Here is a 13,861-nt window from a genome sequence, read left to right as displayed (position 1 = left end):
TGTGATGGCCGACAAGATCAACCGCGTCGTCCTGGCTTTTTCGGGAGGCCTCGACACCAGCGTGATCCTGAAATGGCTGCAGCAAACCTATGCGTGCGAGGTGGTGACCTTCACCGCCGACTTGGGTCAGGGCGAAGAACTCGGCCCGGCGCGGCACAAGGCCGAGCTGATGGGTGTAAAGCCCGAGCATATCTTCATCGACGACCTCAAGGAGGAATTCGTCGGCGAATATGTCTTCCCGATGATGCGCGCCAACGCGCTGTACGAAGGACTGTACCTGCTCGGGACGTCGATCGCCCGGCCGTTGATCGCCAAGCGCCAGGTCGAGATTGCACGACAAGTCGGCGCAGATGCGGTCAGTCATGGCGCGACGGGTAAGGGCAACGACCAGGTGCGGTTCGAGCTTGGCTATTATGCGCTCGCGCCCGACATCAAGGTTCTCGCTCCGTGGCGCGAGTGGGATTTGAACAGCCGTACTGCGCTGATCGACTTCGCCGAGAAGAACCAGATCCCGGTTCCCAAGGACAAGCGCGGCGAAAGCCCCTTCTCGACCGACGCCAACCTTTTGCACACCTCCAGCGAGGGGAAGGTGCTTGAAGATCCGTGGGAAGAAGTCCCGGACTATGTCTATTCGCGCACCGACGACCTAGTTGCGGCGCCCGATAAACCTGAAGAAATCACCATTGACTTCAAGGCGGGCGATGCCCTCGCAGTGAACGGCGAGGCGATGTCGCCGGCGACTCTGCTCGCGAAGCTGAACGAACTGGGCAAGCGGCATGGCATCGGCCGCCTCGACTTGGTCGAGAACCGCTTCGTCGGGATGAAGAGCCGCGGTATGTACGAGACGCCTGGCGGCACCATCTATCACGCCGCTCATCGCGCGATCGAGCAATTGACGCTCGACCGAGGCGCCGCTCACCTCAAGGACGAGTTGATGCCCCGCTACGCGGAACTGGTCTACAACGGCTTCTGGTTCTCGCCCGAACGCGAGATGCTGCAGGCGGCGATCGACCATAGCCAGGCGAAGGTCGAAGGCACGGTACGGATGAAGCTCTACAAGGGCGGGGTCCACATCACCGGTCGTAAGTCACCGCATTCCCTCTACAGCGAGAAGGTGGTGACGTTCGAGGACGATGCCGGCGCCTATGACCAGCGCGATGCGGAAGGGTTCATCAAGCTGAACGCACTGCGCCTGCGGCTGCTGGGACGGCGCGACGGGCGGTGATCCACGCGCCCGAACTGGTCGCTCACGAAGCCGCGCTCGCCGCGTCGCCCAAGGGCGCGCCGCGGCCGTGGTGGGAAGGGCGTCCGTTCGTCGTTGCGATGATCCTCTTGGCGTTCGTGCCCTTCCTTTGGCCGTCAATCCCTCCGGTTGTTGACCTCGGCGGTCACATGGGCCGCTACAAGGTCGCCACCGATCTTTCGACAAGCCCTTACCTCCACAAATGGTTCCAGTTTCGCTGGTTGCCAATCGGCAACCTGGGCGTCGACCTACTGGTCGTGCCGCTAGCCAAGCTGATCGGGGTCGAGCCGGCGACTAAGCTGATCGTGATGAGCATTCCGCCGTTGACCGTCGCAGGCATGCTGTGGGTTGCTCGCGAAGTGCACAATCGCCTGCCGCCGACGGTGGCGTTCGCGCTGCCGCTGGCATTCGGCCATCCCTTCATGTTCGGCTTCGTCAACTTTGCGCTGTCGATGGCCTTCGCGTTCCTCGCCTTCGGTCTGTGGCTGCGGCTTGGTCGGCTGGGCAAGTCGAAGCTTCGCGCCTTGCTATTTGTACCGATCAGCTTCGTCATCTTCTTCTGCCATACCTTCGGTTGGGGAACGCTGGGCCTGTTATGCTTCTCGGCGGAGGCGGTTCGCCAGCATGACCGCGGGCATAGCTGGTGGATGGCGATAATTCGCGCTGCCTATCACAGTATGGCGATGGCCGGGCCGGTGCTGTTCCTGCTCCTGTGGCGGAGCGAGGCGACCGGAGGCGTGACGGCTCGCTGGTTCGATTGGGGTTTCAAGTGGGAATATCTCTTGCGGATGTTCCGGGACCGCTGGGAGACGTTCGACATCGCGTCGGCGGCGATTGCGCTGGCGGTGCCCCTGTTCGCGCTGATCCACCCGCGCCTGATCCTTTCGCGTAACTTGGCCTTTTCCGGACTTGTCTTGGCGCTGACCTATGTCCTGCTGCCGCGCATCGTGTTTGGTTCAGCCTATACTGACATGCGGCTGGTTCCCTACGCGGTCGCCATCTTCATCCTGGCGATCCGCTTCAAGGCCGAGACGCGCTTCCCGCTGGCGACATGGCTGGCGGTTGCCGCGATCAGCTTTATGCTAGTCCGGCTGGCAGGAACAACGGCCAGCACCAGCATCGCCTGGGCGCGGCAGAAAGAGCAACTCCAGGCGCTCGACCATGTGCCCCTGGGATCGCGCGTCGCGGTGCTGGTTTGGGACGGCTGCGAGCGCTGGTCGCTTCGTCGCTCGGATCATCTTGGGGCGCTGGCGACGGTGCGGCGGGACGCCTACACCAACGACCATTGGCCGATGGCGGGTTCGAGCCTGTTGACGGTGCGCTACCCGGACGCCGGCTGGTTCCAGCGCGATCCTTCGCAGATTGTCCGCGACCGCGGTTGCCGACATGAGGGCTGGGCGATCGAAACGGCGCTCGACTATTTGCCGGCGCCGGCATTCGATTATCTCTGGCTGCTCGACATGCGACCGATCCCGCGCGCGTGGGTCGATGGCTGGACGCCGGTCTGGGCCGGCGAGGGCTCGATCCTGCTCAGGCGCGCGGACGCCGGAGCACGGCCACCAGCGAAACCCCAAACGGCATCGGCACCCGGCCGATAAGCGACCGTTCAAGTCCGAAGACCGCATCAAGTGTCTTGTTAACCAAGTCGCCCGGCATGGCGTCGTCGCTATCGTCCTTGCCCGTCAGCTTTCCGATGGCACGAACCGCGGCGATCGGCGGAAATAGCAGGCTGTTGAACGGCGACAGCAGTTCGATCTCGAAGCCGGCGTCCCGCGCCAGCGTGGCAATTTCCGACTTGCGATAGCGCCGGTGGTGGTGGTGAGCGACGTCATGGGCGCTCCACATCCACGGGTTGGCAGGAACGGTGAGCAGCAGCGCGCCGCCCGGCTTCAACCGCTTGAGGATCGCGTCGAGCGAGCCCTTGTCGTCGGGCACATGTTCCAGCACATCGAGCAGGGCTATCATGTCGTAACTGTCTGCTGGGAACATCGACAGGTCAGGAAGCGCGGCCTCCTTCACCTCGCGGCCGAGCCGTGTGCTGGCCAGTTCGCGGGCGACAGGGTCCAGTTCGCTAGCTTCCACGCTGCCAAAGCGTTCGAGCATCGCGAGATTGTGGCCAGTGCCGGCGCCGAGTTCGAGGATGCGGGCGTTGTTGGGCGGGCGGACGACGCGTTCGATCAGGCCATCGAGGATCCGCCGCCGTGCGGTGAACCACCAGTGAAGACCATCGAGCTTTGCCATCTGCTCATAGACTTTTCGTTCCATCAGTCCCCGCCGATCTCTTCGCGGACGACGTAAAGCGGGCGGCCTTTCGTTTCCGTTAGGATGCGGCCGACATATTCGCCGAGCACACCGAGCGAGAGTAACTGCAAGCCGCCAAGGAAGAGGACGGCGACCATCATCGACGCATACCCCGGCACCTCGATGCCCGAGGTCAGGGTGCGGATGACGATATAGATTGCATAGCCGAGCGCGCCGAGCGCGACGAAGGCGCCGAGGTAGCTCCAGATGCGCAATGGGACCGTCGAGGCGGAAGTGATCCCGTCGATCGCCAGCGTCCACAGTTTCCAGTAATTGTATTTGGTCTTGCCGACCTTGCGCTCTTCGCGATGGTAGCTCACCGCCGCCTGCCTAAAGCCCGCCCAGGCGAACAATCCTTTCATGAAGCGATTGCGTTCGGGCATGCGGCGGATAACGTCCACTACACGCCGGTCGAGCAGGCGAAAGTCGCCGGCATGTTCCGGAATCTTGTCGCTGCTCAGCCAGTTGTGGGCCCGGTAGTAAAGGTCGGCGGTCAGCCGCTTGGGCAGGCTGTCCGTCTCGCGATTATCGCGTACGCCATAAACGACATCGTTGCCCTGCCGCCACTTGGCGACCATTTTGGGCAGCGCTTCGGGCGGGTCCTGAAGATCGACATCGAGCGGGACGACGCCTTCGCCGCGCGAGGCGTCGAGGCCGGCGGAGAGCGCCGCTTCCTTGCCGAAATTGCGCGACAGCGAAATGGCGCGGATGCGCGGGTCAGTTTCGTGCGACTTGCGGATGACGTCGAGTGTTCGGTCGGTGCTGCCATCGTCGACAAACAATATTTCAAACGAGCGGGCGGCCGGGTCATCCATGCCTTCGATGACGGGGATCAAGCGGTCGAGGCAGGGCCCGATGGCGGCTTCCTCATCCTTGACCGGGATGACCAGGCTCAGTTCGACGCTGTTCATGCGTAGACGAAGCGGCGATGGAGGGCGAAGGTCAAGAGCGGGGTGACGAAAACCATCGGGATAGTCGGCCACCAGTTGGCTCCGCCTATCTGTTTGACCAGAAGCCAGATGAAGCTTTGGTTCACAATGAAACCGATGACGTTGACGATGATGAAGCGCACCATTCGCACATGGTGCCGGTCCCGTTCACCGTGCCCTTTGAAGCTGAACGCGCCGTGGGTGAAATAGCTAACGGCCGAAAAGAATAGGAAAACGATAGCGAAGCTGACCATCGGGTCGACGTGCAGATATTCGGCGATCGCCCAATAACTGGCAGCGACAAGCAGCGTGATCGCAAAGCCAGCGAAGGCATAACGCGCCAGCTGCAGGAGCACGGTACGATGCTCAGGATCGACCCTGTTGAGCGTGGACTGGATCATCGGCTTGCTCTCTAGTCGGTTACCGCTAGGACACAATCGCGTAAATTATCGGGGGAGCGTGATGACCGAGGGCCGGCTCGACCAGTTGCAGCAACGACTGGCGGAACCATTTTTCCGGCATTGGCGGTGGGTAATCATCGCGGCGTGGTTGGTCTACGCAGCCTGGATCATCTTCAACCGCTGGGCGCAAATCCGCGGTTTTTCACTGCCTGACACCGACGACAATTTACGAATGGCGCAAGTCCGCGCCTGGCTGGGCGGCCAAGGATGGTACGACCTCGTTCAGCACCGGTTCGATCCGGCGCATGGTGGCGGCAACATCCACTGGTCGCGGCTGGTCGACCTGCCGATCGCCGGCATCATCCTATTGATGAAGCCGATTCTCGGCGGTGCGGATGCGGAGCGAGCGGCAGTCGCGCTTGCGCCGTTGCTGCCGCTGCTTCTGCTGATGTTTAGCTTGGCAATGACGATGCGGCGGCTGGTGCACGAGAAGGCTTGGCCGCTGCCGATCATCGGTCTGCTGTGTGCCTATTCGACGGTCGCCATGTTCGCGCCGCTCAGGATCGACCATCATGGTTGGCAGCTCGCGCTGCTGGGTCTCGGCATTTCGGGCATGGCGGATCCGCGGCGTGCGCGGGGCGGGGCGGTTCTTGGACTCGCCAGCGGACTGTCGCTGGCGATCGGGCTGGAAATGCTCATCTACCTCGCGCTGCTGGGCGGCGCGGCGGTGCTGATGTGGGTCGCCGATCGTGACGAGCGGCGGCGTCTGGCCGCCTATGCCACCGCGTTGGCCGCGACGACGGGCGCCGGGTTCCTGCTTTTCGCCTCGGAAGCCAATCGGCTGGCAGTATGCGACGCGATGTCGCCGGTCTGGCTGTCCGATGCGGCCGTGGGCGGCGCGGTGATGCTGGCGCTTGCAGTGCTTCGCCTCGAGGGCTGGAAGGCGCGGCTCGGCGCCGCCATTGCTGCGGGCGCAGTGGTAGCGGGTTTCCATGCGCTGAGCTGGCCGCAATGTCTTGAACGTTTGGAAGGCGTGTCGCCCGAGGCGACCAGTCTGTGGCTTGACCATGTACGCGAGGCACGGCCCTTCTACCGGCACGGCTGGCGGATTGGAGCAATTGCGCTGACCTTGCCGGTAACCGGCCTGATCGGCTGGGCGCTGCTAATTTGGCGGGCCAAAAAGATGGGCGCTGACGGGCGCGACCTCTTGCGCCGTACGCTGGCCGTTGCGCTGCCTGCGATTGCGGCCTTCTGCCTGCTGTTCTGGCAGATGCGGGCCGCCCCGGCGGCGCAGATGATGGCGTTGCCTGCCGCGACGGCGCTGATTGTCCTGGTCGCGGCCAAACTTCTGAACTCGCCGAAGCTCTGGCATCACGCCATAGCGATCGTGCTGGTGCTGTTCGGCTTCGGCGCTGTCGTGCCGCTTGGCACACGTCTCATCCCGGGCGAGAGGCAAGCGGCGGCCGCCCAGCGGGTAAGCAAGGCCAACCGGACCTGCCCGACGCTCGCTGCACTGGCGCCCATCAACGCGCAGCCGAAGGGAATGGTCTTCACCTTCATCGACCTCGGCCCACGCATGATCATCGCGACCCATCATGACGTGGTGGGCGGTCCCTATCACCGCAACGACCGGGCGATCGCAGACGTGATGAAGGCGTTTCGGGGCGACGAGGCAAATGCGCACCGTACGATCCGCGAGTATGGCAGCGACTATTTGCTGGTTTGCCCCGACATGTCGACTGCGACCATCTTCATGGCCGAGGCGCCGAAGGGCTTTTACGCCCAGATCGTGAAGGGCAAGGTGCCGGCCTGGCTGAAGCCGGTCGCCCTGCCCAAGGATTCCCCGTTCAAGATGTGGAGGGTGGTCGGCTAGACTAGCTAGCCCGCGAGCCCGGGCAGGCTTCGTTCAAGTCCGTCGAGGACGAACTGTGCCGCCAGTGCAGCCAGGATCACGCCGAGAATACGTGTGATCATGGCTTCGAGCTTTGCGCCGATCAGCTTCATCAGCGGTCCAGCCAGCAACAACGCGATCAGCGTCAATACGATGACTGCCGTCATAGCGCCGAGCACGATCAGGCCCTCGACGGTACCGTTGGCGCGCGCAGACAGCAGCATGATGGACGCGATAGAGCCTGGCCCGGCGATCATCGGGATGGCCATCGGGAAGACTGAGATATCCTCGGCCTCCGGCGTTCCCTCAATTTCCTTAGCCCGTTCCTCGCGCCGCTCGGTGCGCTTTTCGAAGACCATTTCTAACGCAATGATGAAAAGCATGATGCCGCCCGCTAGCCGGAATGCGCTTAGCGATATGCCGAGGGTCGCAAGCAGCGGTTCGCCCAGCAGCGCGAAGAAGACGAGGATGCACCAAGCCACGGCGGTCGAGCGGATAGCCATTTTGCGTCGGTGCGCCTGGTCGGTCCCGCTGGTCAGCGAGGCGAAGATCGGCGCGCACCCTGGCGGGTCGATGATTACCGCAAGGGTGATGAAGGCGGTGGTGAACAGTTCGATCATTGAGGGCCGACCTTGTCTTCGACCACCACGCGATGTTGCTGTCCGTCCCAAAGATAAGCAATAAAGCTGCGGCTGCCGTCGGCCGAGACCGTCCAGCTCCAGTTCAACGTGCCGTCCTTGCTGGACCCGCTGGAGGATTTGACGTCCGCCGGGGCCTCAGGCTGCATAACCGGTGGGATCGGAGCCTTCGGGCAGGCGGCCGTCCGCGACTTGATATCGCCACCTTCCGCCCGCGCAGCGGGTAAGCTGTCGCCGGCGTCGTAGACCCACTTCCAGCCGCCGTCCGCCTGCCGCTGCCAGACGGTGGTAAAATAGCCGACGGACTTGCGCCATTCGCGGACCCAGGGGCCGGTGTTGACGGCGGTGTTGCCGTCGCAGCTGACATAGCTTCTTCCGGGCCACCAGAAAACGCTGACCGGCGGGTCCTTGCGGTCCTTCAGGAAATCCTGCGCCTTTGTCGGCTGGGGCACGAACATGAGCGCGTCGTCGGTCGCGTATTTCCGGAAGGCCGTCCACTGACCAATTTCTTGCGCGTCGGCGGCAAAGGCGCGTTCCGCGTCGATCGCGGTTGGCGGCGTTGCACCAGCAAGCAGGATCGCCGTAATCACAGCTGGGGATTCACCGTGAAGCCCTCGCGCCGGGCAGCCGATACAAAGGTGTTGCGGATGAGGCAGGCGATGGTCATCGGACCGACGCCGCCGGGCACCGGAGTGATGGCCCCTGCTACGGTGCTTGCGTCCGCAAAGTCCACGTCGCCGACGAGGCCGTCGTCGGTCCGGTTGATGCCCACGTCGATAACCGTCGCGCCGGGCTTCAGCCAGTCGCCCTTGACCATATTGGGACGGCCGACGGCGGCGACAACGATATCGGCGCGGCGAACCACGGCCGGAAGGTCGCGGGTGCGGCTGTGCGCGATCGTGACGGTGCAGCTGTCGCCGAGCAGGAGGAGGGCCATCGGTTTGCCGACGATGTTGGAGCGACCAATGACGACCGCGTCCTTGCCCGACAGGTCGCCAAGCTCCGCGCGGAGGAGCTTGAGGCATCCAAGCGGCGTGCAGGCGACGAAACCGGGAAGCCCGATTGCGAGCCGGCCGGCATTGACCGGGTGGAAGCCATCGACGTCCTTGTCGGGATCGATGCGGGTGAGGACCTTGTTGGCATCGATGTGAGACGGCAGGGGGAGCTGGACGAGAATGCCGTCAATTGTCGGGTCGGCATTCAGGCGCTCGACGAGCGCCAGCAGGTCCGCCTCGCTCGTGTCGGCGGGGAGCTTGTGCTCGAAACTTTGCATCCCGGCCTCAACTGTGGCGCGGCCCTTGGAGCGGACATAGACCGCGCTGGCTGGATCTTCGCCGACCAGGACGGTGACCAGGCCGGGGACACGGCCGGTGGTCCCCTGGAAGCGAGCCACTTCCGCCGCGACCTGCTGCCTAAGCGCCAGCGCCGCAGCCTTTCCGTCTATCCGCCTCGCGCTCACATCAAGGTCGCGCTGGATTCGAGCGCTAGGCCCGCGTTGAGCTTGCGCAGGATCTGGATTGCTAGGATCAGCACGATCGGCGAGAAATCGATTCCGCCGAAGTCAGGCAGGATCTTGCGGATCGGCCGGTAGAGGGGTGCTGTCAGCCGGTCGAGCGCGTCGAGGACGGTGCGCACGAAATTGGAGCTGGTGTTCATTACGTTGAATGCGACCAGCCAGCTGATGATGACCTGGGCGATGACGATCCAGACCAGCACTTGGAGGACCATGTCGATGATCGAGAAGAGGGCATAGAGCATGGCGACAGGCTTAGCCGCCGCGCCCGCACCGCACAATGACGCTTAAGGCGCGAAACGATTGCGCTGCGCCTCGGCGAGGATCAGCGCGAAATCCTGATGATCATCGGTCCACTCGGCGAGCGGCGTCCACCCACCGGCGAGCAGCAGCAGGCGGGCGCCCCGCGGGCCATATTTATGACTATTTTCGGTGTGGATGGTCTCGCCGGCCGCGAAGGCAAAACGTTTGCGGTCGATCATGAACTCGACGTTGCTCCGGGCCACGAGGTGCATCTCGACCCTGCCAAGCATGTCGTTCCATCGCGCTTCATGTGCAAAATCCTCGACCGGAATATCCGCCTCCAGCTCCCGGTTGATGCGGCGGAGTAGGTTGAGGTTGAATTTGGCCGTCACGCCTTCCGGGTCATCATAGGCGGCAATTAGCCGCTCGACCGGCTTTACCCGGTCCATCCCGATCAGCAACTTTGCGCCAGTGCCCAGGATATCGCGGAAGTGACGAAGCAGATCGGTCGCGCTTCGTGGCACGAAGTTGCCGATAGTCGAACCGGGAAAGAAGCCGAGGCGCGGCAAGCCGTCGATTTCCTTGGGCAAGTCTACGGGCTTGGTAAAGTCGGCCTCGACCGGATGGACGGCGATATCTGGAAATCGCCGGTCCACCCGACCAGCGCTTTCGCGAAGATAGTCGCCGCTGATGTCGATCGGCACATAGGCTGCGGGCTTCATCGCCTGGAGGAGCAGTGGCGTCTTCGTGGAACTGCCAGAGCCGAATTCGACGATGGCGCAGCCGTTGCAGGCCAGTGCGGCGATCTCGCCCATCTTTGCTTTGAGCAGTGCCGTTTCGGTCCGTGTTGGATAATAGCTCGGAAGGCGGGTGATGTCGTCGAACAGCTCTGACCCGCGCCTGTCGTAAAGCCAGCGAGCCGGAATGGACGGGATGGGTTCAGACAGTCCGTTGACGACGTCAGCGCGGAATGCGGGATCGACCTGTTCAAGCATTTCTAGCAAGGCGAACCCCTGTAAATTGCCAGCGCGCTGATGGTGGAAAGAAGTTGCGATAGCTGGCGCGACTGTGACCGCGCGGCGTCGCGCAACTCGCGCCCTTCAGCACGAACTGCCCGCACATGAACTTGCCATTATACTCGCCGACCGTGCCTGCCTCGGTTGCGAAGCCTGGATAGGGAAGATAGGCGCTCTGCGTCCATTGCCAGACGTCACCGAAGGGCCCGCCTCCGGACTTGGCAAGGACCGGGCCGGCGGTGTCGAGCTGATGGCCGATCATCGGGTCGGAGCAGGCGAATGCATCCTCCCATTCGGCCTCGGTTGGAAGGCGAGCGCCGGCCCAACGGGCATAGGCATCGGCCTCATAGTAACTAACATGGTCGACGGGCGCAGCGCGGTCGAGGAGGCGGCGGCCCGCAAGCGTGAAATGCGATCCATCGTCATGCCAATATAGCGGCCGCTCGATGCTGTTTGCTTGCACCCAGTCCCAGCCTTCGCTGAGCCAGAGCGAGGGTGTCCGATAACCGGCGTCGGCGATAAAATTTTCCCACTCGCCATTGGTCACGCAGCGATTGGCAATACGGTGCGGGTGAAGCAACACCTTGTGGCGCGGCCGTTCGCAGTCAAACGAGAAGCCACCGGGCGCGCCGATTTCTACCAACCCCTCGCGCCCGTCGATCCACGCGAGCGGCTCGGTCGAATAGCAGGAGGCCGCGTCCGCAGCTCCGAACGTGGGCTCTAACGGATTTTCTGCAAAGGCAGCGAGGATGTCCGTCAGGAACAGTTCCTGATGCTGCTGTTCATGCTGGATGCCCAGTTCGATCAGCGCCAAGGCCGCTGTCGGAAGCGATGGGAGGGAAGCAGCAAGCGCTTTGTCTACGCAGGCCCGCCATTCGCGTACCTCGTCGAGGCTTGGCCGGCTGATCATCCCGCGGCGCGGACGTGCATGACGTTCGCCTTCGCCCTCGTAATAACTATTAAAGAGATAGGGCCAGCGCTCGTCGTGCAGGCGGTAGCCGGGAACATGATCACGCAAAATGAAGGTTTCGAAAAACCAGGTTGTGTGCGCCAGATGCCATTTGGCCGGCGAAGCGTCGGGATGCGGTTGGATGGTGGCGTCGGCATCCGACAGCGGGGCGGCGAGGTCGAGCGTCAGCTTTCGTGTCGTGTCGAGGCGCACGCCAAGGCTGTTGGTTCGATCGTCGTCTGACCTGGCCATTCCACTCCCCTTGCACGGGATAACCTCCGGACCGGCCAAATGTTCAATTAGGCGTCGCGGGTCGCCCCCGGTTGCCACAGCACGTCGCCGCCCTCAGTCGAAGCCAGATAGCGGGCTGCCACGAACAAGTGGTCGGACAGGCGGTTGAGATAGGCGAGCACATGTTCGTTCGTCGCCTCGACATCCTTCAGTGCGACCGTGGCACGCTCGGCTCGGCGGACAATGGCGCGGGCAAGGTGCAGCAAGGATACGGCCGCTGATCCCCCGGGCAGGATGAAGCTGGTCAGCGGCGCAAGGCCGGCGTTCATTGCGTCGATTTCTTCTTCAAGCCGCTCGATCTGGCGCGAAACGATCCGAAGCGAATGTTGCTCGAAATTGGTACCGAACGGTGTGGCAATGTCCGCGCCGAGATCGAACATTTCGTTCTGGATCCGGCGCAGTCGTACTGCGAGCTCGCCTTCCGGCAGGGCGGCGATCGCTACGCCGATGGCACTATTGGCCTCGTCCACTTCGCCGATCGCAGCCATGCGTGGACCTGCTTTCGACACGCGGCTGCCGTCGACGAGTCCGGCGTCTCCATGGTCGCCGGTCCGCGTATAGATCTTGTTGAGCTTGACCAGCTTTAGCGCCCGCCGCTGGCCAGCGCGAGGATCAGCACGACGATGACAATTGCGATGCCCTGGTAGAGGACGCGCTTCTGCATATAGCCTTGCTGCACCTGCCCGCTGACATCCTTGCCATTGGCCATGGCGATGACGCCACGCACGAGGACATAGGCGGTCGCGGCCATTGCGGCGACGAGGGCGAGGATTAGGAGGGTGTTCATTACTGCTATTTAGGCTCGGGAGAGCCGAAAGCCTAGGGGCAACCGGCCCTCGATGAGGTCGGCCGCCAACAAAGGCCCATCGGCACCCGCAGCACGCATCGCCCCGAGCGTCGGCGCCAGATCCCGCTTGGCAAGACGCCGGCCATCGTCATGGGTCACCAGCGGGTGGTGGAGATAGGTTGGTTCGGGCAGACCTAGCAGCAGCTGCAGTAGGCGCTGTGTTGGAGTCGATGGACGCAAATCCTCTCCTCGTACGACCAGGGTCACGCCAGTATCCGCGTCATCGACAACGCAGGCGAGATGGTAGGATGAGGGGGCGTCCTTTCGGGCGAGGATCGCATCGCCAATGTCGTCGCGGCGGCTTTCGAAGCCGCTGCCGTCTTCCTCGGTCCAGCGTGGGAGGCCGGCGCGGGCGATGGCCTTCCCTGCATCTAGGCGCCAACTGTGGGGAGTGTTCTCCCTTCGTGCAGGATCGTCCGGGAGACCGCGGCACGTGCCGGGATAGCCGCTTCCCGCATCGCCGTGGGGCGCGGTGAGTGACTGGGCGATATCGGCCCGAGTGCAAAAGCACGGATAGACCAGGTCGTCGGCCTTCAAACGCTCCAGCGCTGCGGCATAGAGATCGGTGCGGTGTGACTGGACGATGGGTGCGCCATCATGGGCCAGTCCCAGCCAGGCGAGGTCCTCGAAAATCCCGTTGACGAACTCGGGGCGGCAGCGGCCCGGGTCGAGGTCTTCGATCCGCAGAAGGAAGAAGCCGCCGCTGGCGCGTGCGTGGGCGTGGCCGAGCGCGGCGGAAAACGCGTGGCCCAGGTGAAGCCGGCCCGACGGCGAGGGGGCGAAACGTGTGACCTTCAGGACTCACTCCAGGGCAAAGCCAATAATTGCGACTCTTGACGGTGATTCGTCACTTGTGGTGTCATGCCACCGTCACTCCGGGTTGGCATCCGGGGTCGCAGACGGAAAGACGGGCCTAGCGCCGCCGGTCTCCCGCCAAGGTCCCGGCGGCTGGCAACCATCGGGATAGTGCGACAGGCCGGAGGCGCGGCGTTCGACGGGCATCGAACGACGGAGAAGATTGCGCCGTGTATCAAACCGACCTCCTTCGCCATCCAGACAGCTGCCCTGCCCTCGTCCTCAACGCCGACTATACGCCGTTGAGCTATTACCCGCTTTCCCTGTGGCCGTGGCAGACCGCAATCAAGGCCATGTTCCTGGAGCGCGTCGATGTCGTCGCCCATTACGACCGCGAGGTTCACAGTCCGTCAGCATCACTTAAGCTCCCCTCGGTCATTGCGCTTCGCCAGTTTGTACGGCCAAACGAATATCCGGCTTTCACCCGGTTCAACCTGTTCCTTCGCGACCATTTCCGCTGCGTCTATTGCGGGTCGCACAAGGAATTGACGTTCGACCATGTCGTCCCGCGCGCGCAGGGCGGGCGGACCAGCTGGGAAAATGTCGCTACCGCCTGTGCCCCCTGCAACCTCAAGAAGGGCGGGCGAACGCCAAAGCAGGCCCATATGCATATCGAACGCGAGCCTATCCGTCCGACCAGCTGGCAGCTTCAGGATCATGGGAAAAGCTTTCCGCCCAACTATCTGCACCGGAGCTGGCGCGATTATTTGTACTGGGATGTCGAGCTTGAGCCTTGATCGCCTA

16 protein-coding genes are annotated in these 13,861 nt (G+C 63.2%); 4 read left to right on the top strand and 12 right to left on the bottom strand.

Going from position 1 to position 13,861, the window contains the following annotated elements; all coding sequences use genetic code 11:
- The first annotated feature begins 4 nt into the window (after nt 1–4).
- Entirely contained in the window at nt 5–1,225 is a 1,221-nt protein-coding gene (locus D3M59_RS05670; protein ID WP_119532899.1) for an argininosuccinate synthase, read from the top strand.
- Entirely contained in the window at nt 1,222–2,841 is a 1,620-nt protein-coding gene (locus D3M59_RS05665) for a hypothetical protein (protein WP_119532357.1), read from the top strand. The genes D3M59_RS05670 and D3M59_RS05665 overlap by 4 nt, the downstream gene beginning before the upstream one ends.
- Here the strand turns inward: D3M59_RS05665 and D3M59_RS05660 are convergent.
- From D3M59_RS05660 to D3M59_RS05650, 3 genes are read right to left on the bottom strand one after another with little or no spacing between them, the layout of a single operon-like run.
- On the bottom strand, nt 2,774–3,508 hold the full coding sequence (locus tag D3M59_RS05660) for a class I SAM-dependent methyltransferase (RefSeq protein ID WP_119532355.1): 735 nt from the start codon (nt 3,506–3,508) through the stop codon (nt 2,774–2,776). The genes D3M59_RS05665 and D3M59_RS05660 overlap by 68 nt on opposite strands.
- Entirely contained in the window at nt 3,508–4,455 is a 948-nt protein-coding gene (locus D3M59_RS05655; RefSeq protein ID WP_119532353.1) for a glycosyltransferase family 2 protein, read from the bottom strand. Before D3M59_RS05655 ends, D3M59_RS05660 begins: the two co-directional genes overlap by 1 nt.
- Entirely contained in the window at nt 4,452–4,874 is a 423-nt protein-coding gene (locus tag D3M59_RS05650) for a GtrA family protein (RefSeq protein ID WP_119532351.1), read from the bottom strand. The genes D3M59_RS05655 and D3M59_RS05650 overlap by 4 nt, the downstream gene beginning before the upstream one ends.
- A gap of 61 nt (nt 4,875–4,935) precedes the next feature.
- Between D3M59_RS05650 and D3M59_RS05645 the strand changes: the two genes are divergently transcribed.
- A complete protein-coding gene (locus D3M59_RS05645) occupies nt 4,936–6,747 on the top strand; it encodes an AcrB/AcrD/AcrF family protein (RefSeq protein ID WP_119532349.1) in 1,812 nt (603 codons plus the stop codon).
- A gap of 5 nt (nt 6,748–6,752) precedes the next feature.
- On the opposite strand, the gene D3M59_RS05640 is transcribed toward D3M59_RS05645, so the two are convergent.
- From D3M59_RS05640 to gluQRS, 9 genes are read right to left on the bottom strand one after another with little or no spacing between them, the layout of a single operon-like run.
- Nucleotides 6,753–7,385 (bottom strand): MarC family protein, encoded by a 633-nt coding sequence (locus tag D3M59_RS05640; RefSeq protein WP_119532347.1) that lies wholly within the window; start codon nt 7,383–7,385, stop codon nt 6,753–6,755.
- Nucleotides 7,382–7,993, bottom strand: a complete 612-nt coding sequence (locus tag D3M59_RS05635) for a Cif family virulence factor (RefSeq protein WP_119532345.1) — start codon at nt 7,991–7,993, stop codon at nt 7,382–7,384. Before D3M59_RS05635 ends, D3M59_RS05640 begins: the two co-directional genes overlap by 4 nt.
- The gene (gene folD / locus D3M59_RS05630; protein ID WP_119532343.1) at nt 7,990–8,862 is read right to left on the bottom strand and encodes a bifunctional methylenetetrahydrofolate dehydrogenase/methenyltetrahydrofolate cyclohydrolase FolD; all 873 of its coding nucleotides are present in this window, start codon (nt 8,860–8,862) and stop codon (nt 7,990–7,992) included. The genes D3M59_RS05635 and folD overlap by 4 nt, the downstream gene beginning before the upstream one ends.
- Nucleotides 8,859–9,161, bottom strand: coding sequence for a YggT family protein (locus tag D3M59_RS05625; protein ID WP_119532341.1), 303 nt, complete (start codon nt 9,159–9,161; stop codon nt 8,859–8,861). Before D3M59_RS05625 ends, folD begins: the two co-directional genes overlap by 4 nt.
- A gap of 42 nt (nt 9,162–9,203) precedes the next feature.
- Nucleotides 9,204–10,154: an L-histidine N(alpha)-methyltransferase gene (gene egtD / locus D3M59_RS05620; RefSeq protein WP_119532339.1), complete on the bottom strand. Its 951-nt coding sequence runs from the start codon at nt 10,152–10,154 to the stop codon at nt 9,204–9,206.
- Nucleotides 10,147–11,376 carry an ergothioneine biosynthesis protein EgtB gene (gene egtB, locus D3M59_RS05615; RefSeq protein ID WP_119532337.1) on the bottom strand — a complete coding sequence of 410 codons (1,230 nt, stop codon included), beginning with the start codon at nt 11,374–11,376 and terminating at the stop codon, nt 10,147–10,149. Before egtB ends, egtD begins: the two co-directional genes overlap by 8 nt.
- Nucleotides 11,377–11,423: 47 nt before the next feature.
- Entirely contained in the window at nt 11,424–11,996 is a 573-nt protein-coding gene (locus D3M59_RS05610) for a cob(I)yrinic acid a,c-diamide adenosyltransferase (protein WP_119532335.1), read from the bottom strand.
- A 2-nt stretch (nt 11,997–11,998) separates the two neighbouring features.
- On the bottom strand, nt 11,999–12,202 hold the full coding sequence (locus D3M59_RS05605) for an HIG1 domain-containing protein (protein ID WP_119532333.1): 204 nt from the start codon (nt 12,200–12,202) through the stop codon (nt 11,999–12,001).
- A 9-nt stretch (nt 12,203–12,211) separates the two neighbouring features.
- On the bottom strand, nt 12,212–13,015 hold the full coding sequence (gene gluQRS / locus D3M59_RS05600) for a tRNA glutamyl-Q(34) synthetase GluQRS (protein WP_325048608.1): 804 nt from the start codon (nt 13,013–13,015) through the stop codon (nt 12,212–12,214).
- 272 nt (nt 13,016–13,287) lie between these two features.
- On the opposite strand from gluQRS, the gene D3M59_RS05595 reads away from it, so the two are divergent.
- Nucleotides 13,288–13,854, top strand: a complete 567-nt coding sequence (locus D3M59_RS05595; RefSeq protein WP_119532329.1) for an HNH endonuclease — start codon at nt 13,288–13,290, stop codon at nt 13,852–13,854.
- Nucleotides 13,855–13,861 lie beyond the last annotated feature (7 nt).

This window comes from Sphingomonas edaphi (assembly GCF_003583725.1).
Taxonomy (GTDB): domain Bacteria; phylum Pseudomonadota; class Alphaproteobacteria; order Sphingomonadales; family Sphingomonadaceae; genus Sphingomicrobium; species Sphingomicrobium edaphi.
Note: the sequence above shows the minus strand (reverse complement) of the source record. Positions and strands in the feature narration are given on the sequence as shown.